The organism is Ensifer sp. 1H6 (genome assembly GCF_001976035.1).
GTDB lineage: Bacteria > Pseudomonadota > Alphaproteobacteria > Rhizobiales > Rhizobiaceae > Ensifer > Ensifer canadensis.
The window spans coordinates 40,061-66,873 of sequence record NZ_MOAI01000021.1 but is presented as its reverse complement, the minus strand read 5'-3'; the positions used below and the strand labels follow the sequence as shown (position 1 = coordinate 66,873).

General features: G+C 62.9%; 19 protein-coding genes, 4 pseudogenes and 1 riboswitch. Of the genes and pseudogenes, 14 read left to right on the top strand and 9 right to left on the bottom strand.

The window, feature by feature from the left end:
* Positions 1-157 precede the first annotated feature (157 nt).
* The 8 genes from BKP54_RS22905 (at position 158) to BKP54_RS22870 (ending at position 9,307) form a co-directional block, all read left to right on the top strand.
* A complete protein-coding gene (locus BKP54_RS22905) occupies positions 158-1,339 on the top strand; it encodes an acetyl-CoA C-acetyltransferase (RefSeq protein ID WP_025425222.1) in 1,182 nt (393 codons plus the stop codon).
* 13 nt (positions 1,340-1,352) lie between these two features.
* A complete protein-coding gene (locus BKP54_RS22900; protein WP_025425221.1) occupies positions 1,353-1,712 on the top strand; it encodes a hypothetical protein in 360 nt (119 codons plus the stop codon).
* Between the two features lie 17 nt (positions 1,713-1,729).
* On the top strand, positions 1,730-2,455 hold the full coding sequence (locus BKP54_RS22895; protein WP_084815013.1) for a beta-ketoacyl-ACP reductase: 726 nt from the start codon (positions 1,730-1,732) through the stop codon (positions 2,453-2,455).
* A 685-nt stretch (positions 2,456-3,140) separates the two neighbouring features.
* On the top strand, positions 3,141-6,149 hold the full coding sequence (locus BKP54_RS22890) for a DEAD/DEAH box helicase (RefSeq protein WP_057221816.1): 3,009 nt from the start codon (positions 3,141-3,143) through the stop codon (positions 6,147-6,149).
* Between the two features lie 7 nt (positions 6,150-6,156).
* Complete coding sequence (locus BKP54_RS22885; protein ID WP_084815012.1) at positions 6,157-6,570, top strand: RNA-binding S4 domain-containing protein; 414 nt, start codon at positions 6,157-6,159, stop codon at positions 6,568-6,570.
* A 201-nt stretch (positions 6,571-6,771) separates the two neighbouring features.
* Positions 6,772-7,110: a ferredoxin FdxA gene (fdxA, locus tag BKP54_RS22880; protein WP_025425217.1), complete on the top strand. Its 339-nt coding sequence runs from the start codon at positions 6,772-6,774 to the stop codon at positions 7,108-7,110.
* 412 nt (positions 7,111-7,522) lie between these two features.
* A complete protein-coding gene (locus BKP54_RS22875; protein ID WP_025425216.1) occupies positions 7,523-8,092 on the top strand; it encodes a CarD family transcriptional regulator in 570 nt (189 codons plus the stop codon).
* Between the two features lie 348 nt (positions 8,093-8,440).
* Positions 8,441-9,307 carry an RNA polymerase factor sigma-32 gene (locus BKP54_RS22870; RefSeq protein WP_025425215.1) on the top strand — a complete coding sequence of 289 codons (867 nt, stop codon included), beginning with the start codon at positions 8,441-8,443 and terminating at the stop codon, positions 9,305-9,307.
* Positions 9,308-9,600: 293 nt separating this feature from the next.
* Here BKP54_RS22870 and BKP54_RS22865 read toward each other — a convergent pair whose 3' ends face one another.
* The 4 genes and pseudogenes from BKP54_RS22865 to thiB all read right to left on the bottom strand — a co-directional run bounded on the left by BKP54_RS22865 (position 9,601) and on the right by thiB (position 14,886).
* Entirely contained in the window at positions 9,601-11,112 is a 1,512-nt protein-coding gene (locus BKP54_RS22865; RefSeq protein WP_025425214.1) for a M48 family metalloprotease, read from the bottom strand.
* A gap of 397 nt (positions 11,113-11,509) precedes the next feature.
* Positions 11,510-12,226 carry an ATP-binding cassette domain-containing protein gene (locus BKP54_RS22860; RefSeq protein ID WP_025425213.1) on the bottom strand — a complete coding sequence of 239 codons (717 nt, stop codon included), beginning with the start codon at positions 12,224-12,226 and terminating at the stop codon, positions 11,510-11,512.
* Positions 12,223-13,826 (bottom strand): annotated as a pseudogene (gene thiP, locus BKP54_RS22855) (thiamine/thiamine pyrophosphate ABC transporter permease ThiP). Before thiP ends, BKP54_RS22860 begins: the two are co-directional and overlap by 4 nt.
* Positions 13,827-13,857: 31 nt before the next feature.
* A complete protein-coding gene (gene thiB / locus BKP54_RS22850; protein WP_025425211.1) occupies positions 13,858-14,886 on the bottom strand; it encodes a thiamine ABC transporter substrate binding subunit in 1,029 nt (342 codons plus the stop codon).
* 49 nt (positions 14,887-14,935) lie between these two features.
* Positions 14,936-15,053, bottom strand: a riboswitch (TPP riboswitch).
* A gap of 134 nt (positions 15,054-15,187) precedes the next feature.
* Here thiB and BKP54_RS22845 point away from each other — a divergent pair.
* The 5 genes and pseudogenes from BKP54_RS22845 to BKP54_RS22825 all read left to right on the top strand — a co-directional run bounded on the left by BKP54_RS22845 (position 15,188) and on the right by BKP54_RS22825 (position 20,029).
* Positions 15,188-15,671, top strand: a pseudogene (locus BKP54_RS22845) (GNAT family N-acetyltransferase).
* 86 nt (positions 15,672-15,757) lie between these two features.
* Positions 15,758-16,407, top strand: a pseudogene (locus tag BKP54_RS22840) (thiamine diphosphokinase).
* Positions 16,408-16,410: 3 nt separating this feature from the next.
* Positions 16,411-18,237 (top strand): ABC-F family ATP-binding cassette domain-containing protein, encoded by a 1,827-nt coding sequence (locus tag BKP54_RS22835; protein ID WP_084815011.1) that lies wholly within the window; start codon positions 16,411-16,413, stop codon positions 18,235-18,237.
* A 77-nt stretch (positions 18,238-18,314) separates the two neighbouring features.
* Complete coding sequence (locus tag BKP54_RS22830) at positions 18,315-18,794, top strand: MarR family transcriptional regulator (RefSeq protein WP_025425208.1); 480 nt, start codon at positions 18,315-18,317, stop codon at positions 18,792-18,794.
* Positions 18,791-20,029 carry a multidrug effflux MFS transporter gene (locus BKP54_RS22825; RefSeq protein ID WP_025425207.1) on the top strand — a complete coding sequence of 413 codons (1,239 nt, stop codon included), beginning with the start codon at positions 18,791-18,793 and terminating at the stop codon, positions 20,027-20,029. The genes BKP54_RS22830 and BKP54_RS22825 overlap by 4 nt, the downstream gene beginning before the upstream one ends.
* Before the next feature lie 66 nt (positions 20,030-20,095).
* Here BKP54_RS22825 and BKP54_RS22820 read toward each other — a convergent pair whose 3' ends face one another.
* Entirely contained in the window at positions 20,096-21,313 is a 1,218-nt protein-coding gene (locus tag BKP54_RS22820; protein ID WP_025425206.1) for an argininosuccinate synthase, read from the bottom strand.
* A gap of 175 nt (positions 21,314-21,488) precedes the next feature.
* Here BKP54_RS22820 and BKP54_RS22815 point away from each other — a divergent pair.
* A pseudogene (locus tag BKP54_RS22815) lies at positions 21,489-22,118 on the top strand (LysE family translocator); the annotation flags it as partial.
* Positions 22,119-22,395: 277 nt separating this feature from the next.
* On the opposite strand, the gene BKP54_RS22810 reads toward BKP54_RS22815, so the two are convergent.
* The 4 genes from BKP54_RS22810 to rlmN all read right to left on the bottom strand — a co-directional run bounded on the left by BKP54_RS22810 (position 22,396) and on the right by rlmN (position 26,694).
* Positions 22,396-23,190: an ABC transporter ATP-binding protein gene (locus BKP54_RS22810; RefSeq protein WP_025425204.1), complete on the bottom strand. Its 795-nt coding sequence runs from the start codon at positions 23,188-23,190 to the stop codon at positions 22,396-22,398.
* Positions 23,187-24,065 (bottom strand): ABC transporter permease, encoded by an 879-nt coding sequence (locus BKP54_RS22805; RefSeq protein WP_025425203.1) that lies wholly within the window; start codon positions 24,063-24,065, stop codon positions 23,187-23,189. Before BKP54_RS22805 ends, BKP54_RS22810 begins: the two co-directional genes overlap by 4 nt.
* Positions 24,066-24,289: 224 nt before the next feature.
* Positions 24,290-25,243 carry an ABC transporter substrate-binding protein gene (locus BKP54_RS22800; protein ID WP_025425202.1) on the bottom strand — a complete coding sequence of 318 codons (954 nt, stop codon included), beginning with the start codon at positions 25,241-25,243 and terminating at the stop codon, positions 24,290-24,292.
* Between the two features lie 215 nt (positions 25,244-25,458).
* The gene (gene rlmN, locus BKP54_RS22795) at positions 25,459-26,694 is read right to left on the bottom strand and encodes a 23S rRNA (adenine(2503)-C(2))-methyltransferase RlmN (RefSeq protein ID WP_025425201.1); all 1,236 of its coding nucleotides are present in this window, start codon (positions 26,692-26,694) and stop codon (positions 25,459-25,461) included.
* Positions 26,695-26,813 lie beyond the last annotated feature (119 nt).

The window sequence follows — 26,813 nt, the reverse complement described above, 5'->3', positions numbered from 1 at the left end:
CTGACAATGTCTTTGTGCGATGCGGCGACGCAAGTGCGAAATCTCGCGGTCGGCAGGGGATGACGGTTTTGCGGCAGTGCATCAAGGCGTTTGACTTGCGCCCCGCGCTTTGCCAGTCTGCTGTCGTCACGCAAGAAAATCTGAGGAAACGTCCCCCATGAGCAATCCCTCCATCGTGATCGCCAGCGCGGCACGTACCGCCGTCGGATCCTTCAACGGTGCCTTCGGCAACACACCGGCCCACGAGCTTGGCGCCGCCGTCATCAAGGCGGTACTCGAACGCGCCGGCGTCGAGGCGAACGAGGTCGATGAAGTGATCCTCGGGCAGGTGCTGCAGGCAGGCGAAGGCCAGAACCCGGCGCGCCAGGCCGCGATGAAGGCGGGCATTCCGCCAGAAAAGACCGCCTGGGGCATGAACCAGCTTTGCGGCTCGGGCCTGCGCGCAGTCGCGCTCGGCATGCAGCAGATCGCATCCGGCGATGCAGAAATCATCATTGCCGGCGGCATGGAGTCGATGTCGATGGCACCGCATTGCTCGCACCTGCGTGGCGGCGTGAAGATGGGCGACTTCAAGATGATCGACACGATGATCAAGGATGGCCTGACGGACGCCTTCTACGGCTACCACATGGGTATCACCGCGGAGAATGTCGCCCGTCAGTGGCAGCTGACCCGCGAGGAGCAGGATCAGTTTGCGCTGGCGTCGCAGAATAAGGCCGAGGCCGCGCAGAAGGCGGGCCGCTTCGCTGACGAGATCGTTCCGTTCGTCGTCAAGGGCCGCAAGGGTGACGTCATCGTCGATCAGGACGAATATATCCGCCATGGCGCGACCATCGACCAGATGACCAAGCTGCGTCCGGCCTTCGACAAGGAGGGAACCGTGACCGCCGGCAACGCATCCGGCCTCAATGACGGTGCCGCCGCCACCCTGCTGATGACCGAGGCAGAGGCCGCCAAGCGCGGCATTCAGCCGCTCGCGCGCATCGTTTCCTGGGCCACGGCCGGCGTCGATCCGCAGGTGATGGGCACAGGCCCGATCCCGGCATCGCGCAAGGCGCTGGAGAAGGCCGGCTGGGCGATCGGTGATGTCGAACTCGTCGAAGCCAACGAGGCCTTCGCGGCACAGGCCTGCGCGGTCAACAAGGACCTCGGCTGGGATCCGTCGATCGTCAACGTCAATGGCGGCGCGATTGCGATCGGACATCCGATCGGCGCGTCCGGCGCCCGCGTTCTCAACACGCTGCTGTTCGAAATGAAGCGCCGCGGCGTTTCCAAGGGCCTTGTGACCTTGTGCATCGGTGGCGGCATGGGCGTCGCCATGTGCGTCGAGCGTCTCTGACCGGCCCGACCGCATGCGTCATGTCAGCGGGTTGATCTTTTCGGTCCTGTTTGTCGCTTCGTCGGCGAACCAGGGTCATGCGACATCTCCGCCGTTCGAACAGGCAAAAGTGGTCCAGTGCATGCTGGACCACACGACTGTCGATGACGAGACCGTTTTCAAGAACCTGATGATCGCTGCCCTCAACGACGACAGCGGCAGTGTCAAATCCTACGTCGTCCAGATGAGCAGTCTGTTGATGAACCTCGCGCTGACCAAGTGCGAGGTCGGAATGTCCATGCTCGCTGATCCGCAATTTCAGGCTGCGGCCAGGATCTACGGGCAGCATATGGGCGAAAAATTGATGAAGAAGGCCTTTGATAAACTGAATTAATCAAGTGGGAGGCGAGCATGAGCAGGGTAGCATTGGTTACGGGCGGGTCACGCGGCATTGGCGCCGCGATTTCCATCGCGCTGAAGAATGCAGGATACAAGGTTGCTGCCAACTACGCCGGCAATGACGAGAAGGCGCAGGCGTTCAAGGAGGAAACCGGCATCCCGGTCTACAAGTGGGATGTCTCCAACTATCAGTCCTGCGTCGACGGCATTGCCAAGGTCGAGGCCGACCTTGGGCCGATCGAAGTGCTTGTCAACAATGCCGGCATCACCCGTGATGCCATGTTCCACAAGATGACCCCGGAGCAATGGGGCGAGGTGATCGACACCAACCTGACCGGCCTGTTCAACATGACCCATCCGGTCTGGACCGGCATGCGGGACCGCAGCTTCGGGCGGGTGATCAACATTTCGTCGATCAACGGCCAGAAGGGCCAGATGGGGCAGGCGAACTACTCGGCCGCCAAGGCCGGTGATCTCGGCTTCACCAAGGCACTCTCCCAGGAAGGGGCTGCCAAAGGCATCACTGTCAATGCCATCTGCCCGGGCTACATCGGCACGGAGATGGTGCGGGCGATACCGGAAAAGGTTCTCAACGAGCGGATCATTCCGCAGATCCCGGTCGGTCGTCTGGGCGAGCCGGAGGAGATTGCCCGCTGCGTGGTTTTCCTCGCATCCGACGATGCCGGCTTCATCACGGGGTCGACGATCTCCGCCAATGGCGGACAGTTCTTCGTCTGATCCTGTTATCGCCCGCACTTTCGACGGCGCTCCGTTTGGGGCGCCGTTTCATTTTTATTGCCTGCTCGGTTCAAAGACAGAAGGTTAATGGCGCACCGGAATCTGTCCGCAAGTTGGAGAAAGCCGGTTTCTGGCCTGTTGTTTGCCGTGCGTCGACATACCATATGTTGTGGAGAACGAATGTGGAACGCAGTGATGTCTGTGATTCGTCGTCGATTCGTTCCGGCTTTGGTCGATGTGTTAACGCAGCGATTCCCATTCCCTGATTCCGGCGAATCAGCCTGATTCTTCGGTTAAAATTTCCTAAACTTTCCAGAGTCTTGGATTCCGAATCCTTTGCCACCTTTAATGCTTCGGCAACCCAGATTAACGCTCGGGGTGCACGGCGCACGCGCTGCCAGAGACGTGATTCAGCATGTGGTGCAATATTGGCAGTTGCAATCTATATGTAGCCGTGAACATACAGTGAATCGAGTGGAGTCAGCGATTCGTCGCCGATTCGTTCCGTGGCTGTTCCGAACCTTAATTTCGCACGTCCAGATATGGTGGTGCGGGCAGGCGCTGGTTTGCCGGGAAATGGTTTTAGTTGCCGGCGCCCCTTGCGTTTGCCGCGGTGCGTGGGCATGTGTTTGCCGCCGGCGCGTAAAGGCGCCTCTTATGTTCTTGAATGCCCGGGATCGATGACGTGTCCGTTCACCCCATGATCCTGAGCGGCCGCGGCGTCACCGCGGTGCTCGGGCCAACCAATACCGGCAAGACGCATTATGCGATCGAGCGCATGATCGCGCACGATAGCGGCGTCATCGGGCTGCCGCTGCGGCTGCTCGCGCGCGAGGTCTATACGCGTGTTGTCGAAAAGGTCGGCCATCACAACGTTGCGCTGATCACCGGCGAGGAAAAGATCACCCCACATCGCGCCCGCTACTCGGTCTGCACGGTCGAGGCGATGCCGCGCGAAACGACGGCGTCCTTCGTGGCGATCGACGAAGTGCAGCTCGCCGGCGATCTCGAGCGTGGTCACATCTTCACCGACCGGCTGCTCTATCTGCGCGGCCGCGGCGAGACGCTGCTGCTCGGGGCCGCGACGATGCGGCCGATCCTCGAACAATTGTTGCCGGGCATCACCGTCGTCGAACGCCCGCGCATGTCGCAGCTGCTCTATGCCGGGTCGAAGAAAATCACCCGCCTGCCGCATCGCTCGGCCATCGTCGCCTTTTCGGCAGACGAAGTCTATGCGATTGCCGAGCTGATCCGCCGTCAGCGCGGCGGCGCTGCCGTCGTGCTCGGGGCGCTGTCGCCGCGCACGCGCAATGCCCAGGTCGCGCTCTATCAGGAAGGCGACGTCGAGTTTCTGGTGGCGACCGATGCGATCGGCATGGGATTGAACCTCGACGTCGACCATGTCGCCTTCGCACAGGACCGCAAGTTCGACGGCTACCAGTTCCGCAACCTCAATCCGGCCGAACTGGCGCAGATCGCCGGGCGTGCCGGGCGGCACCTGCGCGATGGCACGTTCGGCGTCACCGGCCGGGTCGATCCGTTCGACAACGAGCTGGTGCATCGCATCGAGTCACATGAATTCGATCCGCTCAAGGTGCTGCAATGGCGCTCCAAGGCGTTTGACTATGCGTCGCTTGCCGCGTTGAAGCGAAGCCTGGATGCCGCCCCGACAATTCCGGGGCTTGCGCGCGCTCTACCTGCGGTGGATCAGCAGGCGTTCGAACATTTGTCGCGCTATCCCGAAGTGGCCGATCTGGCGACGACGCCGGACCGGGTCGAAAAATTGTGGGAAGCCTGTGCATTGCCGGATTATCGCCGCATTACACCGGCTCAACACGCCGATCTGATCTCCACGATCTACGCCGATCTTGTCCGACGTGGCGCCGTGAACGAAGATTTCATGGCCGAGCAAGTCCGTCGGGCGGATTATACCGATGGTGAGATCGACACACTTTCGGCGCGAATCGCGCAGATCAGAACCTGGACCTATGTGTCGAACCGGCCCGGATGGCTTGCCGATCCGACACACTGGCAAGAAAAGACGCGGGAAATTGAAGATCGATTGTCCGACGCACTACATGAACGGTTGACGAAACGCTTTGTTGATCGCAGGACATCTGTGCTCATGAAGCGCCTGAGAGAGAATGCTATGCTGGAAGCTGAAATCAGTGTGAATGGTGACGTCTTCGTTGAAGGCCATCACGTAGGACAACTAACCGGTTTCCGGTTTACGCTGGCGACCGGCGGAGACGGACCGGATGCCAAGGCCGTGCAGGGTGCTGCGCAGAAGGCGCTGGCGCTCGAGTTCGAAGCGCGTGCGGCGCGTCTGCACGCCTCCGGCAATGGCGACCTTGCGCTATCGTCCGACGGACTGGTGCGTTGGCTCGGCGATCCCGTGGCTCGGCTTGCGGCCAGCGACCATGTCATGCGTCCGCGCGTCATCCTGCTTGCCGACGAGCAGCTGCAGGCCAATGCGCGCGAGCATGTCGTCGCCCGCATCGAGCGTTTCGTGAACCATCATATCGGCACGGTGCTGAAACCGCTTGACGATATCTCGCGCGCCGAGGATCTCGAAGGCCTCGCCAAGGGGCTGGCATTCCAGCTCGTCGAAAATCTCGGCGTGCTGTTCCGCCGCGACGTCGCCGAAGAGGTGAAGTCGCTCGACCAGGACGGTCGCGCCTCGATCCGCAAGTATGGCGTCCGCTTCGGCGCCTATCACATCTTCCTGCCCGCGCTGTTGAAGCCGGCTCCGGCCGAGCTCATTACGCTGCTCTGGGCGCTGAAGAACGATGGCCTCGACAAGGCTGGCTATGGCGATCTGATCCCGATGCTGGCCGCTGGCCGCACCTCGGTCGTTACCGATCCCTCGTTTGAGCGGACGTTCTACAAGCTCGCGGGCTTCCGTTTCCTCGGCAAGCGTGCCGTTCGCATCGACATCCTCGAGCGTCTGGCGGATCTCATCCGTCCGCTGCTGCAGTGGAAGCCGGGTGCGCAGCCGCGTCCCGAAGGCGCCTATGACGGCCGTCGCTTCACCGCGACGACCTCCATGCTCTCCATTCTCGGCGCAACGCCTGACGATATGGAAGAAATTCTCAAGGGGCTTGGCTACCGCGCCGATAGCGTGAAGGCCGAGGATGCCGCAGCGTTCCTGGCAAGCCAGGGCGTGGCGCCTGCAGCCCCGGCCGAGGCGTCCACGGAAGCTGCCGCCGACCACGACGATGCGGATGCAAGCGGTGAAGGCGAACCGGCGGCTGAAACCGAGGCACCTGCCTCCGTCGAGCCGGCGACTGCCGAAGGCGAAGCTGCCGCTCCCCAGGCAACCGCGGAAGAGGGTGCCGAGGCTGCCGAAGCCAAGCCGGTTCTCCTCTGGCGTCCGGGCACCCGCCAGGACAATCAGCGCCAGGGTGGCCGTCACCAGGGCGATCAGCGCCGTGGCGGTCCGCGCCAGGGGCAAGGCCAAGGCCAGGGCGAGGGACGCGAAGGCGGCCGCAAGGCCGGCGCACCGGCCCGCGGCAAGCGGCACGACGGCAAGCCCGAGGGTGGCCAGCGGCAGGATCGCCATGATCGTCACGATCGCGGCGGCAAGCCGAACGCGGCCAAGTTCGAGGCGCGCCCGCCGCGCAAGGAGAAGCCGATCGATCCGGATTCGCCCTTTGCCAAGCTTGCCGCTCTCAAGGAGCAGATGAAGAAGTAGGAACGCCATGGAGAAACAGTCTGCGTCCAACCCGGCATCGCGCCAGCGTCTCGACAAATGGCTGTTCTTCACGCGCCTGTTGAAGTCCCGCTCGCTCGCCCAAAAGGCGATCGAGGCGGGGCACGTCACTGTCAATGACGAACGGGTCAAGCAGTCCTCCTTCCAGGTGAAGGCGGGCGATGTGCTCGCTGTGTCGCTCGAACGGCGCGACGTGATCGTGCGTGTGCTTCTGCCCGGCGAACGACGCTGCCCTTTCGATGAGGCGCGGCTGCTCTACGAGGACCTGACGCCGGCGGAGCCGCGGGAAAAGCTCTCGGCTTTTGACCTCGCGACGCGTGAGCCGGGGGCGGGGCGACCCACCAAGAAAGAGCGGCGCGAAACCGACCGGTTGAAGCCCGGTTTCAATCCGCTCGACGATTAGAAAACTCTGCCTTCAGCGCGGCGTTTTGCGCATTGAATATTCTTGCAAAGGGTCCATAAAGCCTTTACCTGACAACCCACGTTGAGTGCATCGGTCTTGCTTCGGCAGCTATGCGCGCCGGACATTCCTAGCATGCGCGGACATGAGCATCACCATTGATTGCGGTCCGCCATCAAACGTGAGCATTGGCTGGAGTACCTCATGACGTATGTCGTGACCGACAATTGCATTCGCTGCAAGTACATGGATTGCGTTGAAGTCTGCCCGGTGGACTGCTTCTACGAAGGCGAGAATTTTCTCGTCATTCATCCCGATGAATGCATCGATTGCGGCGTCTGCGAGCCGGAATGTCCTGCCGAGGCCATCAAGCCAGACACCGAGCCGGGCCTCGATATGTGGTTGAAAGTGAACGCTGATTTTGCCACCAAGTGGCCGAACGTCACCATCAAGCGCGACGCGATGCCGGAAGCCAAGGAAATGGACGGGGTCGAAGGCAAGTACGAGAAGTACTTCTCTGCCGAACCCGGCCAGGGCGACTGAGGCGCTCGGCCTCGGTCCGTGCGCCGAGGCTGGCGAGACGATAATGACCCCGGCGTCAAATCTGGGGAAAATCAGGCTCCGCCCTCGCATCTGCGAGAATGGCGGCTTGATGGCTGCCATGCAGCAAATTATTGATTTCCGCAGTTTTTTGTGATAGGGTCCTTCTACTGATCCACAGAGGGTGTTTTTGCGCGCCCGAAAACCTCACGAAAGCAAACGATCTCCACAGCGCGGTTTTTCCAGATACGCACCGTTGCGTCTCTCTATTGTGACCGCGTTTGATGGGATTGTTTGGGTTCCTTTGGACGGACCAGGATGGACCCACCCGGCGGTATCCCCGTCTATCCCGGGCCTCACTGACCCGGCCCCGGCCAAGAATGGCCGGGTGCGAAACAGGGAGTTTTTGAAACGAATGACGACCCAGCAGAAAAAATCTTCGACACGCCACGGCTTCAAGACCGGTGAATCGATTGTCTATCCGGCCCATGGCGTCGGACAGATCGTCGCTATCGAGGAGCAGGAAGTTGCCGGCATGAAGCTTGAGCTTTTTGTCATCGATTTCGAAAAGGACAAGATGCGCCTGAAGGTGCCGGTCGCCAAGGCCGTCAGCATCGGCATGCGCAAGCTCTCGGAGACCGATTTCGTCGATCGCGCGTTGAAGGTTGTGCAGGGCAAGGCTCGCGTCAAGCGGACCATGTGGTCGCGCCGCGCACAGGAATACGATGCCAAGATCAATTCCGGCGATCTGATCTCGATCGCAGAAGTCGTGCGCGACCTCTACCGCGCAGAAAACCAGCCGGAGCAGTCCTATTCCGAACGCCAGCTCTATGAAGCTGCCCTCGACCGCATGGCGCGCGAAATCGCGGCCGTGAACAAGATGTCCGAGACCGAGGCTGTTCGCCTGGTCGAAGCCAATCTTAACAAGGGTCCGAAGCGCGGCAAGGCGATCGAAGAAGACGACGCCCAGGACGAGGCAGCTTAAAGAGCGCCAGTCCCATACCATCACGACAAGACAAAGCCCGGCCATCGCGCCGGGCTTTTTCGTTTGCACCATTCCTGCTTGCAGCTTTTTCGTCGGGGCGAGGGAACTTTTCTCGCCGGCGCGCATTTATCAAAGCCGGCAGGGATGCGCCGCCTTCCTGCCGGGGCGATCTGGGTGCTCTGATCTTCTGTCAGAATTCAGCTTCGTAGTTTGGAAGTAGGGCGCTGCACCGGTTCTTCAAGCTTCGGTGTCGTCGCACCAGCCGCCGTCGGCGTCGGTCGGGTCCTTCCGTCCGGCCCTTGGACTTCACCCGTTAGCGGCGTCCAGGCGCCCGCCATGGAGCGATCGATGAGGACTCTCACAGCAGACAGGCGCATGATCAAGATTGCGATGGAGGCGCCTTATCTCGAGCGTGAAGAAGAACACGCCCTGGCCACGGCCTGGCGAAACGATCACGATCAGGACGCCCGCAACAAGATCGCCATGTCGCATATGCGGCTGGTCATTTCCATGGCGGCAAAATTCCGCAATTTCGGCCTGCCGATGGGCGATCTCGTTCAGGAGGGGCATATAGGCCTGCTCGAAGCCGCCGCGCGCTTCGAGCCCAGCCGTGAAGTGCGCTTCTCGACCTACGCGACCTGGTGGATCCGTGCCTCGATGCAGGACTACGTTCTGCGCAATTGGTCGATCGTTCGTGGCGGCACCAGTTCGGCGCAGAAGGCGCTGTTCTTCAATCTTCGCCGGCTGCGCGCGCGGCTTGCCCAAGGCGATCGTCAGCTCACATCGCAGGCTATGCATGAGGAAATTGCCGCCGCACTCGGGGTCAGCATTGCCGACGTCCAGACCATGGATGCCCGCCTTTCCGGCAGCGACACCTCGCTGCAGGCACCGGTCGGTGGGGCGGATTCCGATGGGGGAGAGCGCCTCGACTTTCTCGCAAGCGACGCGCCGCTGCCTGACGAACAGGTGAGCGACATGATCGACGGCGAGCGTGCCCGCATCTGGCTGCACGACGCCATGGGTGCGCTGACCGAGCGCGAGATGCGGATCATCCGCGCACGACGTCTGTCAGAGGAAGGCGCAACGCTGGAGGAGCTCGGGCTCGACCTCGGCATCTCCAAGGAGCGGGTCCGCCAGATCGAGACGCGGGCGCTTGAAAAGCTCAGGGCGGCGCTGGCAACCAAGGCTCCGGCGCTGACATCGGTCGTGCACTGAAGCATTTTCGGGAGACGTGCCTACAGCGCCGCGCGTCTTATTAGACGCGCTAAGGTCGCTGTAGCACTTTGAATTGCTGCATGTTTTTATCCTTAAATCGAATAGGATTTAAGGAAACATGCAGTGGGTGGCCATCCCGTCCATAGGACGGGTGAACACGTGATGACGCAGTTGCACGTTCGCGCCGGAAACCTCAACGCGTCAAACGCGCGTCGGGCACGGCAAGCGATTTCGCATCTTTGACACGAAGACATAAGACGGCGTCGGACTGAATGGTGCGGCGCCGTTGGCGTTTATTCGGAAATGATCTTCACCCGGTCGCCCGGCTTGATGGTCGAGGTCACCTGCATGGCGTTGATCAGCCGGAACAGATCGAGCTTGCGGTCGGTACCCATCATCCGGGCCGACAGCATGGCGATCGTCTCTCCGGGCTTGACCACGGCGACGCGGATGCGCAGCGGCTTCAGCGACTGTGCTTCGGCCGGCGTCATCTTGCGGAACGTTGCGCGCAGCTGGTTTGCCGTCGGCTCCAGCGCGCGCGACCCTTTTGGAACGGCAGTCAGGAAGCGGTAGATGCGGTTGTCGATGCGCACGACCGTGACGTCGAAGTCCCAGCGATCGGCAGACGCGCGGGCCGTTGCGGCCTCAAGACCGTTGACGCTGATCGGACGGATGGTATCGGGCTGCAGGCCGGTCACCCAGCCGCTGGCGATGTAATCCGTCAGGCTCTTGCGGGCCGTATCGGCGATGCCGTCGAAACGGATCGCCACGTCGCCGGGGCCGGTTGCCAGGACCGCTTCTGCCTTGTTGTCGATCTGGAAGCCGGTCGGCACGTCGAAACGAATGCCGAGCTGGCCATGCATGAAGGTCTGGCCGCGGACATAGCCTTCCTGCGGGCTGTCGCCATAGAGCAGGCCGTCGATGCCGGCGAGATAATAGTCGCGCCCGCGGTCGCCGCTGGTGCCCTCGGCGCCAAACGCGCGCGCGTGCCGGCGCGCGAGATCGACGCGCTGCGGGGCATTCGGGTGGCTCGATAGGAAGTCGAGGCTCTGGTCTGCTTCCGGATCGACCGCGGAGAAGCGGCTGTAGGCGGCCATGGAATCGAGGAAGCGTGCCGCCGCATAGGGGTCGTAACCGGCCTCGCCCAGCATGCGCACGCCGATGACGTCAGCCTGGAGCTCCTGGTTGCGGGAGAAGGCGGCCAGACGCAGCTTGCCGCGCGCCAGTGCCTGCTTGCCGGCGAGATCCGAGGACAGCACCTCGGAGACGACGCGGCTGGCGATGACTTCCGCCTCTTCGCGCTGCTGGCGCTCGATGCCATGGTTGGCGGTGACGTGCGCCATTTCATGCGACAGCACGGCCGCAACCTCGGACGCGTCATTGGCAAGCGCAAGCAGGCCGCGGGTGACATAGAGATAGCCGCCGGGCAGCGCAAAGGCGTTGATCGCCGGGGAATTGAGAATGGTGATGCGGTAGGACTGCTGCGGGTTTTCCGAGACGGCCGTCAGGGCGCCGGCGATGCGGGCGACCAGCCGCTCCGTCTTTGCGTCCTTGTACTCCCCGCCGTAGCTCGCGACGATGCGCGGGTGTTCGCGCGCGCCGAGCTGGGCACGGGGGTCGTTCTTCTGGACTTCGTCGACGATCTGCGGATTGGAGGACGGCGATACGGTCGGCTCGTAGGTCTGCTCGATCACCGACTGGCAGGCGGAAAGCAGCGTCGTCGCAAGCAATGCAACCACAGCACGTGTCCGGAGGCCTCCGCGCTTGGGCGGGAACCGGTCGTTTCTGACTGTATGACTTTCCATGCCTCAGCCCGTTTCCCGTCCAACGCCACCCCACAACAGGGACTCGGGCGGCGTTGAAAGTCTTACTTTTTCAGCCGGATACGTCCGATCCGGCAAGAGTATTCCAGCCCTGGTCTTGCTGTATCTGATTTCAGCGCCACCTGCCTAGTTTACCCCGGTAGAAATAGTTGCCCCGTGGTATCACGGCAACGGATACGCGAATATTCGTGACGCTCCGGCCGGACAATCCGCGCGTCGCATGGCGCGGCGGTCAAATTGTGGCGGAGTACCACGCGCGCTAGAGCATTTCCGGTTTAGACGACGTCGCGGAAACGCTCTATCTGCCTGTTTCCACGCATTTCCTGACGGAAAACCGCTTCGCACTTTTCCTGGAAATGCTCCAAGATTCCACGTCGCATCACGCGTTGCCGAGAAAGCGGTTGATGGACGCCATATCGCGCCGTTCGAGAAAGCGCTCGACCGGGTCATGGGCGATGATACGCCCCTGGTCCAGAAAAAGCACGCTATCGGCCAGCGCCCTCACGTCATCGGGATGGTGCGTGATCATCAGGATCGTGTTGTTTTCCTGATCATGCAGGTCCTGCAGCAGTGCCCGCATACCGGCCCTCATGCCGGGATCGAGAGCGGCAAAAGGCTCATCCAGCAGCAGCAGCGGGCGATGTCGCACCAAGGCGCGCGCCAACGCCACACGCTGTCGTTCGCCGCCGGACAGCGTCGGCGGCAGGCGCTTGCCGAAGCTGTCGAGCCCGACGCGGCCGAGGGCATCGTCTATCCGTGCGCGATCAGCGACCGACAGGCGAAGCGAGGGGCTGATGCCGAAGCCGACATTGGTCGCGACGTCGAGATGTGCAAACAGGTTGTTGTCCTGAAAGATCACGGAGACGGGTCGTTCTGCCGGCGCCTGTCCCGACATCGTCTTGCCGAGAATGCGAACCTCGCCCCGGTCCGGCTCCTCGAAACCGGCGATGACATGAAAGAGGGTCGACTTTCCCGACCCGGAGGCCCCGGCAACTGCGACGATGCCACCTGGCTGAATGGCGCAATCGAAGTGCAGTGCGGTGGTGTCGTAACGAACGTCGACGCCAACAAGTTCTACCGCCGCCTGGGAATTCATGCGTTTCGTCCTTCCGGCACTCGCCTGTCGCCGGCCGTGCCGAGCATGGTGAAGATCAGGCAGATGAGGCCGAGGAAGAGCGCCAGACCGGCTGCATCCGCGGTGCGATAGCTGCCCATCCGGCTGTAGAGCAGCCATGGAAGCGTGACCATGTCCTGCGAACCGAACAGCGCCACTGCACCAAGGTCGCCGAGCGACAGCGCCATGGCGAAGGAGAACGCCATCAGCAACGGTTTCCGGAGCGGCGGCAAGTCGATCCATCGCAGGCGATGGAAGCCGCGGATGCCGAGGCTTGCTGTCAGTCGGTCGGTGCGTGCGGCATGTGTTGCCATCGCCGGTGCCAGGATCCGGTGCACGAACGGCAGCGCATCAATGCGTTGATGGCGACGACGATGGCGGGGGCGAAACGGGCGACATCGCCGAAGGGGCGCAGGAGCAGAAACCATCCCGCACCGAGCACGACCGGCGGCACCAGCAGCACCAGCGACGTGCTGGCGGTGACAGTGCCCGCAAATGCCCTGGCCAAGGTCGGGGCGTGGCGACGCGCCACGACGATGCCGGCGGCGCGGATCATCGCGGCGGCCATGGTGACGCAAAAGAATGCCGAGAGGACGGCGATGACAATGCTGGTGACGAGAGCACGATGCACGGTCGGGTCGCCGGCAAGCTTCACCAGATCCGCACGCAGGCCGGAACCGACGACGGCGATCAGCGGTGCGCCGATGAAGAGCAGCGAGAACAGGATCCAGCCGGCGTCGGACGTCCGGGAGAGGCCGGTTCCTGCATCATAGCGTCTGGAGATTTTGCCCGCGGTTGCGCTTTGTGCAGGTTCGGTCGCGACACGCGTTAGAGCCAGGAGCAGGGCTCCGGTCATGACGATCTGTAGGGCGGACAGGGCGATCGCCCGCGGCGGGTCGAAATCGAAGCGCAGCGCCTGGTAGATCGCGACCTCGATGGTGCTGGCGGCAGGCCCGCCGCCGAGCGTCAGCACCAGCGTGAAGCTGGTGGCGCAGAGCATGAAGACGAGGCCGGCAGCACCTGGCAGCAATCCCCGAAGGACCGGCCACTCGACAAAGCGGAAGAGTGCGGCTGGCGGCATGCCGAGATTGGCGGCGGTTCTCCAGTATTCCGAAGGGATGCGCTCGAGCCCGGCGAGAAAGAGACGTGCGATAAGCGGCATGTTGAAGAAGACGTGGGCGAGCAGGATGCCGAAAAGGCCGTAGATGCTGATCGGCTGCTGCAGCCCGAGGCCGGCGAGGGCGGTGTTGAGCGCGCCCTGCCGGCCCCAGATCTCGATCAGCCCGAGCGCGCCGACAAGCACGGGCAGGCCGAGCGGCAGGGCCATCACCCGCAGAACCCAGACGCGGCCGGGAAAGCTCGGCCGGCGCGCAAGCGCCCGTGCGATCGGGATGGCAAGAACAACGGAAAGCAGCGTCGAAAGGCTCGCCTGCAGCAAGGTGAAGCGCGTTACCCGCCAGATATAGGCATCGAACAGCACGCTGTTGCCGAAGTCACCGCTCTGGAGCAAAAGGGCTGCAATCGCCAGGCCGACAAACAGCAGGATACCGCCGAGACTTAAAGTCCCGGCGGTCATCGTGATGCGATTTTCGGCAGGCGCGAACAAATGCGCCTCAGTTCTTGCTAATGGCGGCCAGCCATTCGTCGATCCAGGCCTTGCGGTTCGCCGCCACCTCTTCCGACGGCAGCAGGAAAGTCTTCTCCGGATTGACCAGCTTGCTAAAAGCCTCCGGCAGCGGCTCCTTGGTCGCCGCGACCGGCATCATCCAGTTGGTCGTCGGAATGATCGACTGGAACTCCGGGCCGGTCATGAAGGCGAGAAACTGCTTGGCAAGCTCCGGCTCCTTGGCGCTCTTGGTCATGCCGGCAACTTCGATCTGGATGTAGTGACCTTCCGAGAATTCGGCCGCCTGGTAGCGGTCGGTGTTTTCCGCCACCATGTGGTAGGCGGGCGACGTGGTGTAGGAAAGCACCATCGGCGCTTCGCCCTTGGTGAAGAGGCCATAGGCTTCCGACCAGCCCGGCGTTACGGTCAGTACCCTGTCCTTGAGCTTGGCCCAGGCGGCGCCGGCTTCGTCGCCATAGACGGCCTTGACCCAGAGAAGCAGACCGAGGCCCGGCGTCGAGGTGCGCGGATCCTCGATGACGATCTTCTGAGAGGCGTCGCCTTCGACCAGTTCCTTCAGGCTCTTCGGCGGCGTCTTCAAGGTCTGGGTGTCGTAGACGACGGCGAAATGGCCGTAGTCATAGGGAAGGAAGGTGTCGTCGGTGAAGTCGCCGGGTACCTTGACGTTGGCAGGCTCGATGCCGTGCGGCGCGAAGAAGCCGGTGGCCTTGGCCTCGGCGACGAGGTTTGTATCGAGGCCGAGCACGATGTCGGCCTTGGAGGCCGCGCCTTCGAGCTTGAGGCGGGTCAGAAGCTCGACGCCATCGGCGACGCCGACATAGGTGACCTTGCATTCGCAGGTCTTCTCGAAAGCTTCGGCGACCTTGGCACCCGGCCCCCATTCGGTGATGAAGCTTTCATAGGTGTAGACGGTCAGCGTCTTGTCGGCAGCAACGGCATTGGCCGCGAAGACAAGTCCTGCCGTCGCGGCAAGCGCTAGCCGGCTAAGAACCTTGAGTTGCGATGAATTGGACATGGCAGGCACCTCTCCCTAAAAATGATGTTGCATGGGAAAAGGGCGTATCGATCCGATCGCGTCTAATCCCTCCGCCGGTATGAGCCGGATCAGGTTCCGCGGGTTGGCGTTCAACGCCTCTCAGCCTTCGGCCGCCATGCGGTCGGAAGGCACCCCGTTAGAGCGGGTAGAGATTTACCGCCGAGCCGGTTTGATGGCAAGCGAAGTTTGAGGACGGCAAAAGCGCCCGCCCCGCATTTTCGCGCCGCGGCGCATGGGGTAAAATCGTCGGCAGAGTTTGCAGACGCCGAAGGAGCCTGCGATGACTGACATGCTCGTTCGCCTTTATGCACTGCCGGCACAAGCGAGATCACCGCTTGCTGACGGTATCGGCATTCACCGCGCAATGGCACCCGAACGAAGCTTGTTGTTCCCTGGATCGAGCAGACATTTGGCTCCGGCTGGGCGGGCGAGGCGGAGGCGGCCTTCAGATCGACGCCGACGTGCATGCACATCGCGGTGTTCGAGGACCGGATCGTCGGCTTTGCCTGCCACGATGTCACAGCGCTCGGTTTCTTCGGGCCGACGGGCGTCGACGAGGCCATGCGCGGACGGGGATCGGCGAGGCGCTCTTGCGCGTGAGCCTGACGGCGATGCGTGACGCAGGCTACGGTTACGCCATCATCGGCGGCGTCGGCCCGGCCGAATTCTACCGACGCACGGTCGGCGCCATCGAGATCCCCGATTCCAACCCCGGGATCTATGCGGAGATGCTGTTTCCCGATACCTTGCCCGAAGATCACTGACAACGAGGACGCAAAATCGCCGGATCGCGCCCTTGTTCGGTTTTCTTGCTTTTCCTTGCCCGTGCCTTTGCGCTATGGGCTTTGCCATGGCCCGATCCACCTTCACCATTCTGCTCGGCGGTGCACTGACCCCGACCGATCGCCTTGCGCGCCAGCTCGCAGGCAGCCGCTTCGTTGCGGCCGATGGCGGCATGCGGCATGCGCGGGTGCTATCCGTGACCCCCGACGTCTGGGTGGGCGATTTCGATTCGACCGAGGAGGCGCTGCTCGCGGAATTTGCCGATGTCCCGCGCGAGCCCTATCCCGCCGCCAAGGCTGCGACCGATGGCGAAATCGCTGTCGAGGCGGCGCTGTCGCGTGGCGCCGAAGCCTTGATCTTTGCCGGCGCGCTCGGAGGATCACGCAGCGACCATGCCTTCCTGCACCTGCTTCAGGCTGCTTCGCTGGCCGAACGTGGGTTGCCGGTGTTCATGACCTCGGGTGAGGAGGAGGCCTATCCGCTGCTTGCAGGCGAGATCGAAATCGATCTGCCGAAGGGCAGCCTATTCTCGATCCTCGGACTGACCGATCTCATCGGGCTTACGATCGTCAACGCGCGTTATCCGCTCACCGATTTCACGTTGCCGTTCGGGTCTTCGCGCACCGTTTCCAATGTCGCGGAGGGTCCCCTTCGCATTTCCCTCGACACCGGCCGGCGATCGTTCTCGCCCGCCCCTATGACCTTTCCGGAGCCTGAGCCTTGGCGCCTCCCATTCTGAAACTCGACGATATCTTCCTGACCTTCGGTGGCACGCCGCTTCTGGCCGGCGCCAACCTGCAGGTGGAGCCGGGGGATCGCATCTGCCTTGTCGGGCGCAACGGTTCCGGCAAATCGACGCTGATGAAGATCGCCGCCGGTCTTGCCGAAGCGCAATCGGGCGAGGTCTTCCGCCATCCGTCCTCGACCGTTCGCTACCTGCCCCAGGCACCGGATTTCGAAGGCTACGACACGGTGCAGGCCTATGCCGAGTCGGGCCTTGGCCCAAGCGACGACCCGTATCGCGTCGCTTACCTACTGCAGCACCTGGGTCTGACCGGCGAAGAAGACCCGGCACGCCTTTCCGGCGGCGAGGCGCGCCGCGCAGCGCTTGCCCGGGTGATGGCGCCGGAGCCGGATATCCTGCTGCTCGACGAGCCGACCAACCATCTCGATCTGCCGACGATCGAATGGCTCGAAGACGAGCTGACCCGCAGCCGTTCGGCCCTGGTGCTGATCTCGCACGACCGGCGCTTCCTCGAAAAGGTCTCGAACGCGACGGTCTGGCTCGATCGCGGCCAATCCCGCCGGCTCGACCGCGGCTTCGGCCATTTCGAGGCCTGGCGCGACGAGGTGCTGGAGGCGGAAGAGCTGGAGCAGCACAAGCTCGGCAAGGCGATCGAGCGCGAGGAGCATTGGCTGCGCTACGGCGTTACCGCCCGGCGCAAGCGCAACATGCGTCGTCTCGGCGAATTGCAGGACATGCGCTCGCGCCATCGCGGCCACAAGGGGCCGCAGGGCTCCGTTCAGGCGGCGGCTTCCGACGCCAAGGAATCGGGCAAGCTGGTGATCGAGGCGGAGAAGATCACCAAGGCTTACGGCGAGCGGACGATCGTTGCGCCGTTTTCCATTCGCGTGCACCGTGGCGACCGGATCGGCCTTGTCGGCCCGAACGGTGCCGGCAAGACGACGCTTTTGAAGATGCTGACCGGGCAGATCGAGCCGGATACCGGCACGGTGAAACTCGGCACCAATCTTGAGATGGCGACGCTCGACCAGAAGCGCGAGGATCTCAACCTCGACGATACGCTGGCCCACTACCTGACCGACGGCCGGGGCGAGTGCCTGATTGTCAACGGCGAGCAGCGCCATGTCACCGGCTACATGAAGGACTTCCTGTTCCAGCCGGAGCAGGCGCGCACCCCGATCCGCGAACTGTCGGGCGGTGAGCGCGCCCGGCTGATGCTGGCACGCATTCTCGCCCGCGCCACCAACCTGCTGATCCTCGACGAGCCGACCAACGATCTCGACATCGAGACGCTGGACTTGCTTCAGGAGGTCGTCGCCGGCTTTGCCGGAACCGTCATCCTCGTCAGCCACGACCGCGACTTCCTCGACCGCACCGTGAGCTCGACCATCGCGCCGGCCAATCCCGAAGCGCCTGACGGCCGCTGGATCGAATATGCCGGCGGCTACACCGACATGATGGCGCAGCGCAAGGGCGCGATCGAAGAGCGGCGCAAGACGGAGAAGGCGGAAAAGGCCAAGGTGGCCGATGCCGCTGCCCCCGCAGCCGAGGCACCGAAGGCCAAGGGCAAGCTCTCCTACAAGCAGAAGTTTGCACTCGAAAACCTGCCGAAGGAAATCGCCAAGGCGGAGGCGGAGGCAGCCAAGCGCGAGGAGCGGATGGCCGACCCCAACCTCTTTGCCAAGGACCCGAATACGTTTGCGAAACTGGCGAAGGAGCTGGAAAAGCTTCGCGGCGATCTCGCCCGCATGGAAGAGGAATGGCTGGAACTGGAGATGCTGCGCGAGGAGCTCGAGGGCTGAGCCTCGCCGCTCCCGCGTTGAAAGTTGGCAAGGGGTATGATAAGGAAAACTTATTATATCTCTCGTGAACGATCCTGATGCCGACAAAACTCGAATCCGAAACCATCGGCATGTTGCTGACCGATGTCTCCCGCCTTCTGCGTGGCGCTTTTGACCGCAAGGTCAACGCCATGGATCTCGGCATCACGCCCGGTGAAGCGCGCACGCTGATCCAGGTGGCGCTGACCGAGGGCATCAAGCAGGCGGAAATCGCCACGCGCATGGGCATCGAGCCGATGACGCTGTCGGCCTATCTCGACCGGCTGGAGGCGATGGAGCTGGTTGCCCGTCTGCCCGACCCGGCCGACCGCCGCGCCAAGAACGTCGTCATCACCGACAAGGCCGATCCGCTGCTCGCCGAGCTGATGGCGGGGCTGCGCGAGATGATGAATGCCTATACGGAAGGGCTCGACGAGGCGACGCGCGACATGCTCTGCGCCAACCTGCGTATCCTGCGCGAAAATTTGCGCGGCCTCGATCCGTGCGTCGCCGGCAAGGAGAAGGGTGCAAAGCCATGACGCGCCGCATGAGCGAACGGCGCACCAGCATCATCGGCGCCTTCCTTGTCGCGCTCGGCCCCGTTTCCATGGCGCTCTATACACCGGCAATGCCCGAACTGGTCCGCGCCTTCTCCTCCAGCGAGGCGGCGATCAAGATGACGCTGTCGCTCTACTTCGCAGGCTTCGCCTTCGCACAGCTGGTTTCGGGCACGCTCTCCGACGTCATCGGCCGCCGGCGCACGACGCTGATCTTCATGACCATCTACCTCGCCGGCAGCCTGATGGCAGCCTTTGCCCCATCGGTCGCGGTCCTGCTCGCCGGGCGCCTGGTGCAGGGCATCGGCGCCTCCGTCGGCATGACGGTTGCGCGCGCCATCGTGCGCGACCAGTTCACCGGCCTTCAGGCGGCGCGGATCATGAACATGATCGGCATGATGCTGGCCATCGGGCCGGCGGTGTCGCCGACGCTCGGCGGCCTGGCGCTTGGCCTCTTCGGCTGGCAGTCTATCTTCTTCCTGATGGTCGGCTTTGCGCTGATGGCCTGCGTTTGCGTGCAGTTCTTCATGGCCGAAACCGCGACGCCCGATCCGGCCAAGGGCCATCTGCGGCCGATCCTTGCCGCCTATCGCGAGCTTCTGACAGATACCCGCTTCGTCTCCTCGACCCTGGTGATTGCCGGCGCCGTCGGCGCGCTCTACGCCCAAGCGACGATGCTGCCCTTCGTCCTGATCGGCACGGTCGGGCTGACGCCGACCGAATTCGGCGTCGGCATGCTGATGCAATCCGGTTTCTTCTTCTCGGGCACGGTCACGGTGCGGCTGTTAATGCGGCGGTTCACGCCGCAGGCGCTGGTGCCGGTCGGTCTTTGTTTCATCGCGCTCGGCAGTGTGGCGCTCGCCTACACCATGCACGCGCTCGAACCGAGCTTCCTGGCGGTGATGGCGCCGGTCGGCGTCTACGCCTTCGGCATCGCCTTCGTCATGCCCTACATGATGACGGCGGCCATGGCGCCTTTCCCGCATATCGCCGGTACGGCGTCGGCGATGATGGGCTTCATCCAGATGGGCGCCGGCCTTCTCGGCGGCGCCTTGGCGGCCGTTGTCGGCGTGCCGGTGCTGGCGCTCGGCACGATCATTCCGAGCTTCGGCCTTCTCTGCGTGTTCAGCTATCTCTGGTATCGCCGCACCGTTCGCCTGACGCCATTGGCGGCGCCAGTCGATGGCACGCAGCCCCTGCCGGAAGCGGCTGAATAAGACGAAACGAAAAAAGCCTCCGCGACCGGGTCGCGGAGGCTTTTTCTTGTCAGGTGCTTGCCGCTTTTAACGGTTGCGTGCAGCCAGCGTGCGCAGGCGCAGCGCATTCAGCTTGATGAAGCCGGCAGCATCCTTCTGGTCGTAGGCGCCCTGGTCGTCTTCGAAGGTGACCAGCTTGTCGGAATAGAGCGACTTCGGGCTTTCGCGGCCGGTGACCATGACATTGCCCTTGTAGAGCTTCAGCGTCACTTCGCCTTCGACATGCTCCTGGCTCCTGTCGATCGCCGCCTGCAGCATCTCGCGCTCCGGCGAGAACCAGAAGCCGTAATAGATCAGCTCGGCGTAGCGCGGCATCAGCTCGTCCTTGAGGTGGGCGGCGCCACGGTCGAGCGTGATCGATTCGATCGCGCGGTGTGCCGACAGCAGGATGGTGCCGCCGGGGGTCTCGTAGACGCCGCGCGACTTCATGCCGACGAAGCGGTTTTCGACGAGGTCGAGCCGGCCGATGCCATTGTCGCGGCCGTAGTCGTTGAGCTTTGCCAGCAGGTTTGCCGGCGAAAGGCGCACGCCGTTGATCGAGACGGCGTCGCCGCGCTCGAAACCGACCTTGATGACGGTTGCCTTGTCGGGAGCCGCTTCCGGCGAGATCGTGCGCATGTGCACGTATTCCGGGGCTTCCTGCGACGGATCTTCCAGAACCTTGCCCTCGGAGGAGGAGTGCAAGAGGTTGGCGTCGACAGAGAAGGGAGCCTCGCCCTTCTTGTCCTTGGCGACCGGGATCTGGTGCTTCTCGGCGAATTCGAGCAGGTCGGTGCGGCTCTTGAACGACCAGTCGCGCCATGGAGCGATGATCTTGATGTCGGGGTTGAGCGCGTATGCCGACAGCTCGAAGCGAACCTGGTCGTTGCCCTTGCCGGTGGCGCCGTGGGCGATCGCGTCAGCGCCGGTCTTCTTGGCGATGTCGATCAGGTGTTTGGAAATCAGCGGACGCGCGATGGAGGTGCCGAGCAGGTAGACGCCCTCATAGACGGCGTTGGCGCGAAACATCGGGAAGACGAAATCGCGCACGAACTCTTCGCGCACATCCTCGATGTAGATTTCCTTGATGCCGAGCATCTCGGCCTTCTTGCGCGCCGGCTCCAGTTCTTCGCCCTGGCCGAGGTCTGCCGTAAACGTCACAACTTCGGCGCCGAGTTCGGTCTGCAGCCACTTCAGGATGATCGAGGTGTCGAGACCGCCCGAATAGGCGAGAACGACCTTTTTCACGTCTTTATGCGATGCCATGGTTTCCGTCCGTCTGGTCTTGGAAGAGGGCGGCGTGCCGCCTTGGAAATTCTGCGGCACTTTATCCGGAACACGCCTGGATACAAGCGGAAGAACGCTGCGACACCCAAATCCGCTGGCAAAAGCCGACGCTCCGGAATAGACGAGGTCACCGAGTGTTCCAGGAATCGCGCACATGGACTTCCTTCCCAGCCTGCCCACGCTGTTCGGCTTTGCTGCCGCCACGCTGCTGCTTGCGGCAACGCCGGGGCCGGACATGACGCTTTCGATCAGCCGCGCGCTGTCGCAAGGCAAGAAGGCCGCCCTATTCGTGGTGCTCGGGACGAGCTTCGGCATCGTCGTTCACACCCTACTGGTCGCCTTCGGCATCTCGGCGCTGATCACGGCCTCGCCTGCTGCGTTCATGGTGCTGAAGACCGGAGGTGCCGCCTATCTGCTCTGGCTTGCGGTTCAGGCGATCCGCCACGGATCGACGCTTTCGGTCAAGACCGTCGAAGGTTCCGGCGGTACGGCTCTTTCCAACGTCTCGTCGGGCTTCTGGGTAAACCTGCTCAACCCCAAGGTCATCATCTTTTTCATGACTTTCCTGCCGCAGTTCGTCAGCGCCAACGATGCATCGGTGACGGGCAAGCTTCTGTTCCTCGGCGCGATGTTCATCGTCATCGGCATGCCTGTAAACATGCTGGTGGTATTTACCGCCGACTGGCTGTCCTCCTGGCTGCAGCGCAACAAGGGGTTCATGCGGGCGCTCGACTACAGTTTTGCCGGCGTCTTCCCTGTCTTTGCGGTGAAGATCTTCATGACGACGCGCGATAGGGCGTCTTCGGAGGGTTTCGCCCCTCATCTGCCTGCCGGCATCTTCTCCCCGCATGTGGGGAGAAGAGCACGTGCTGCATCGTTCGGCGGCAACGGCGATCGCCGGAGCAGCATGGGGAGACGTGTGAAACGGTAGATGGCACTTCACGCCGTTTGCCGGAGAACGGCTGAGAGATTGCCACTTGTCTCTTCTCCCCGTCTTTACGGGGAGAAGATGCCGGCAGGCAGATGAGGGGCAAGCTCTGATCGCCCCGTAAGCGACGGGGTCAGCCGATCAGCAGCGCGTCGTCGTCGAGCGTCTGGCCGCGGATGCGGCGGAACATGGCGATGAGGTCCTCGACCTGCAATTCCTTGCGGCTGTCGCCGGCAACGTCGAGCACGATCTCGCCGCCATGCAGCATGACGGTGCGATGGCCATAGTCGAGCGCCTGGCGCATCGAGTGGGTAACCATCATCGTCGTCAGCCTACGCTCGGAAACGATCTTCTGGGTGAGGTTCATAACGAACTCGGCCATCCCGGGATCAAGGGCGGCGGTATGTTCGTCGAGCAGCAGCACTTCGGAGCCGGCAAGTGTCGCCATGACCAGCGAGACCGCCTGGCGCTGGCCGCCCGAAAGCAGGTCCATGCGGTCGCCCATGCGGTTTTCGAGGCCGAGATTAAGCTCGGCGATGCGCTCGCGGAAATGTTCGCGGCGCTTCGGCCCGAGCGCTGCCATCAGGCCACGCTTCTCGCCGCGCTTGGCGGCGAGCGCCAGGTTCTCTTCGATCGAAAGCGCACCGCAGCTACCGGTCAGCGGATCCTGAAACACGCGGGCGACAAGGCCGGCGCGAGCGGCGGTGCCCTTGCGGGTCACATCGGTCTTGCCGATCGTCACCTGGCCCGCACTCGGCAGCACGTCGCCGGCGAGAACGCCGAGCAACGTCGATTTGCCGGCGCCATTGGAGCCGATGACGGTGACGAAGGAGCCCTGCTCGATTGTGAGGTCGACGCCGTTCAGCGCCTGCTTCTGCAGCGGCGTTCCCTTGCCGAAGACGACCTGGATGTTCTTGACGCTGATCATGCCGCACCTCCGCGACGAAGTCGGGGAAGGATGAGGGCGAAGGTGACGAGCACGGCGGTCACGAAATTGAGATCGGAGGCCTGCAAGCCGAGCATGTCGGTCGACAGCGCCAGCTGGATGGCGATGCGATAGAGGATCGAGCCGAGCACGCAGCCGATCAGCGCGATCAGGATGCCGCGGGCGCCGAGCAGCGTCTCGCCGATAATGACGGCTGCAAGGCCGACGACGATGGTACCGACCCCGGAAGTGACGTCGGCAAAGCCGTTGGTCTGGGCAAAGAGCGCGCCGCCGAAGGCAACGAGCGCGTTCGAGATCGCCATACCGAGATAGATCTGCCGGTTGGTGTCGACCCCTTGCGCACGGGCCATGCGCGCATTGGCGCCGGTTGCCCGCATCGCAAGACCCGCATCGCTTTCGAGGAAGCGCCAGACGACGATGACGGCAACGAGCACCAGGATGCCGATGAACAGCGGGCGAACGTAGAAATCACGAAGCCCCAGGCCAAAGAACGGCGAGAGCATGGTGTCGGCGTTGATCAGCGCGACGTTGGGTTTGCCCATCACGCGCAGATTGACCGAGAACAGCGCGATCATCGTCAGGATCGAGGCCAGCAGATTGAGGATCTTGAAGCGCACGTTGAGCATCGCCGTGACGATGCCGGCGGCGGCACCCGCCACCATGGCGACACAGGCCGCGATCCACGGGTTGACGCCGGCGATGATCAGCACCGCGGTCACCGCGGCGCCGAGCGGGAACGAACCGTCGACCGTCAGGTCAGGGAAGTCGAGAACCCGGAATGCGAGAAAGACGCCGACGGCGACAAAGGCGTAGACCAGCCCCAGTTCGACGGCTCCCCAGAAAGCGATTTGACTCAAACCCCCGACCCTCTTTTTTTGCCGCGCGCCTTAAGCTTGTTCTATCAGCGCGGCGTCTCCGGTTGGCCATGACGTCCAGAGATCCGGCGTCGGCGCAGCTTCAAACTGTCAGAGCGCATCTTGCGTGCCCCGAGGGAAACGCCGTGCTCCAATAACGAACCGCCCTCGTATGGAACGAGGGCGGCCAAAACGCAATAAACTTGAACCTGAAAAGGCTCAAAGCCTTATTCGACAACGCGTGTAGCGCGCTTGACGACACTTTCCGGAAGGGTGACGCCCATCTTTTCAGCGGCCTTCTTGTTGATCACCAGGTCGGAACCGGCGGCAACCTTGACGGCGATATCACCCGGGTTTTCGCCCTTGAGGATGCGAACGACGATTTCGCCGGTCTGCTTGCCGACATCGTAGTAGTTGAAGCCGAGAGCCGCGAGCGAGCCGCGCGCGACCGAATCCGTGTCAGCGGTGAGGAGCGGCAACTTGGCTTCCTCAGCCACGGCGATCGCACCTTCGAGCGCGGAGATGATCGTGTTATCGGTCGGAACGTAGATCACGTCGGCGCGGCCGACGAGTGCGCGGGCCGCACCCTGGACTTCGGCCGACTTCGTTGCCGCGGATTCGACCACGGTCAGGCCGGCCTTTTCGGCTTCCGTCTTCAAGACTGCCAGAAGCGACACGGAGTTGGCTTCGCCGGAGTTGTAGAGGTAGCCGATCGACTTGGCGTTCGGCAGGATTTCCTTGATCAGCGCGACGTGCTCGGCGACCGGCGACATGTCGGAAAGACCGGTGACGTTGCCGCCCGGCTTGTCCATGTCCTTGACCAGTTGTGCGCCGATCGGGTCGGACACGGCGGTGAAGACCACCGGAATATCGCGCGTCGAGGAAACGACGGCCTGGGCCGACGGGGTCGAGATCGGAACGATGACATTAGGCGCTTCACCGGCGAACTGGCGGGCGATCTGTGCTGCGGTCGCCGGGTTGCCTTGGGCGGACTCGTAGAGGAACTTGAGGTTTTCGCCCTCCTTGTAGCCGGCTGCGGCCAGCGCGTCCTTCACACCGTCGCGTGCGGCATCGAGAGCCGGGTGTTCGACGATCGCGGTTACGGCGACGGTCACCTCATCGGCGCGTGCGGGCAGGGTAAATGCCACCGTGGCGGCAAGGGCGACGAGAAGTGAGCGCATGGGTGTCCTCCTAGATTGATTGCCCGCTTTCTTAGGAAACCGGTGACATGAAATCAATCGATAGGAACTGCATCACCCATCAAAGTTCTTCATCGATCACGACATGCCTGCGGTTGAGATGGTGCGGATCGACACAATCCGAGGGCGTTGCGATCGTCTTTGAGTCGTGAAAGGTGAAATGCGGGCGGAAAACCGCGCCGCACCCACCTGATGGCTCAGTCCTCGCCGTGATTGGCAATCATCATTGCTTCGAAGGCGAGCCGGTCGACCTTGCGCATGCGCTCGGATTCGGACTTCAGCTGGCCGCAGGCGGCCAGGATGTCGCGGCCGCGCGGCGTGCGGATCGGCGAGGCGTAGCCCGCCTGGTTGATGAAATCGGCGAATTTCTCGATCTGCTCCCACTCGGAACACTGGTAGTTGGTGCCCGGCCAAGGGTTGAACGGAATGAGGTTGATCTTCGCCGGCACGCCCTTCAAGAGCTTCACCAGTTCCTTGGCGTCCTCGAGGCTGTCGTTGACGTCCTTGAGCATCACATATTCGAAGGTGATGCGGCGCGCGTTCGACAGGCCCGGATAGGCGCGACAGGCATCCATCAGTTCCTTCAGCGGATATTTCTTGTTGATCGGCACTAGCATGTCGCGCAGGTCGTCGCGCACCGCATGCAGCGAGATCGCCAGCATGACACCGATCTCGTCGCCGGTCCTATAGATCTCGGGCACGATGCCGGAGGTCGAAAGCGTGATGCGGCGCTTGGAGAGCGACAGGCCCTCGCCGTCGGAGGCGATCAACAGGGCGGTCTTGACCTCCTCGAAATTGTAGAGCGGCTCGCCCATGCCCATCATGACGATGTTGGTGATCTTGCGGCCTTCCGCCGGCACGATCGCGCCCTGGGGCGTGTCGCGCTCCGGGAAGTCGCCGAGCCGGTCGCGCGCGAGCAGCAGCTGCGCCAGGATTTCCTCGGCCGTCAGGTTGCGCACCAGCTTCTGCGTGCCGGTGTGACAGAAGGAACAGGTGAGCGTGCAGCCGACCTGGCTGGAGATGCAGAGCGTGCCGCGGCCCTCTTCGGGGATGTAGACCGTTTCGATCTCGACCGGGCGGCCGGCGCCGCGGGCGGGAAAGCGCAGCAGCCACTTGCGGGTGCCGTCGCCCGAGGTCTGCTCCTCGACGATCTCCGGCCGGGCGATGGTGAAATGCTGCTTCAGCATCTCGCGCATGTCCTTCGAGACGTTCAGCATCTCGTCGAAGTCGGAAACACCGCGCACGTAGAGCCAGTGCCAGAGCTGGCTGACGCGCATCTTCACCTGACGCTCGGGAATACCTTTTTCGACCAGGGCCTTGGCCATGTCCTCGCGCAACAGCCCGATCAGCGAAGGCTTCTCGGCCTGCGGTGCGATGCGCGCCTGCGGTGCCTTGACGGTATCCACCCGGTTCAAGATTTCAGTGGCTGCCATGCTCTGGTGTCCTGTCGTACAGAAAACGCCCGTCCGGAGAAGGGTCCGGAGATTGTCCTGATGCTCGAATTGAAATCGGTCGAGCCTTCAAGCGCGGCCAATAGGGCGCGGGGGCTCTT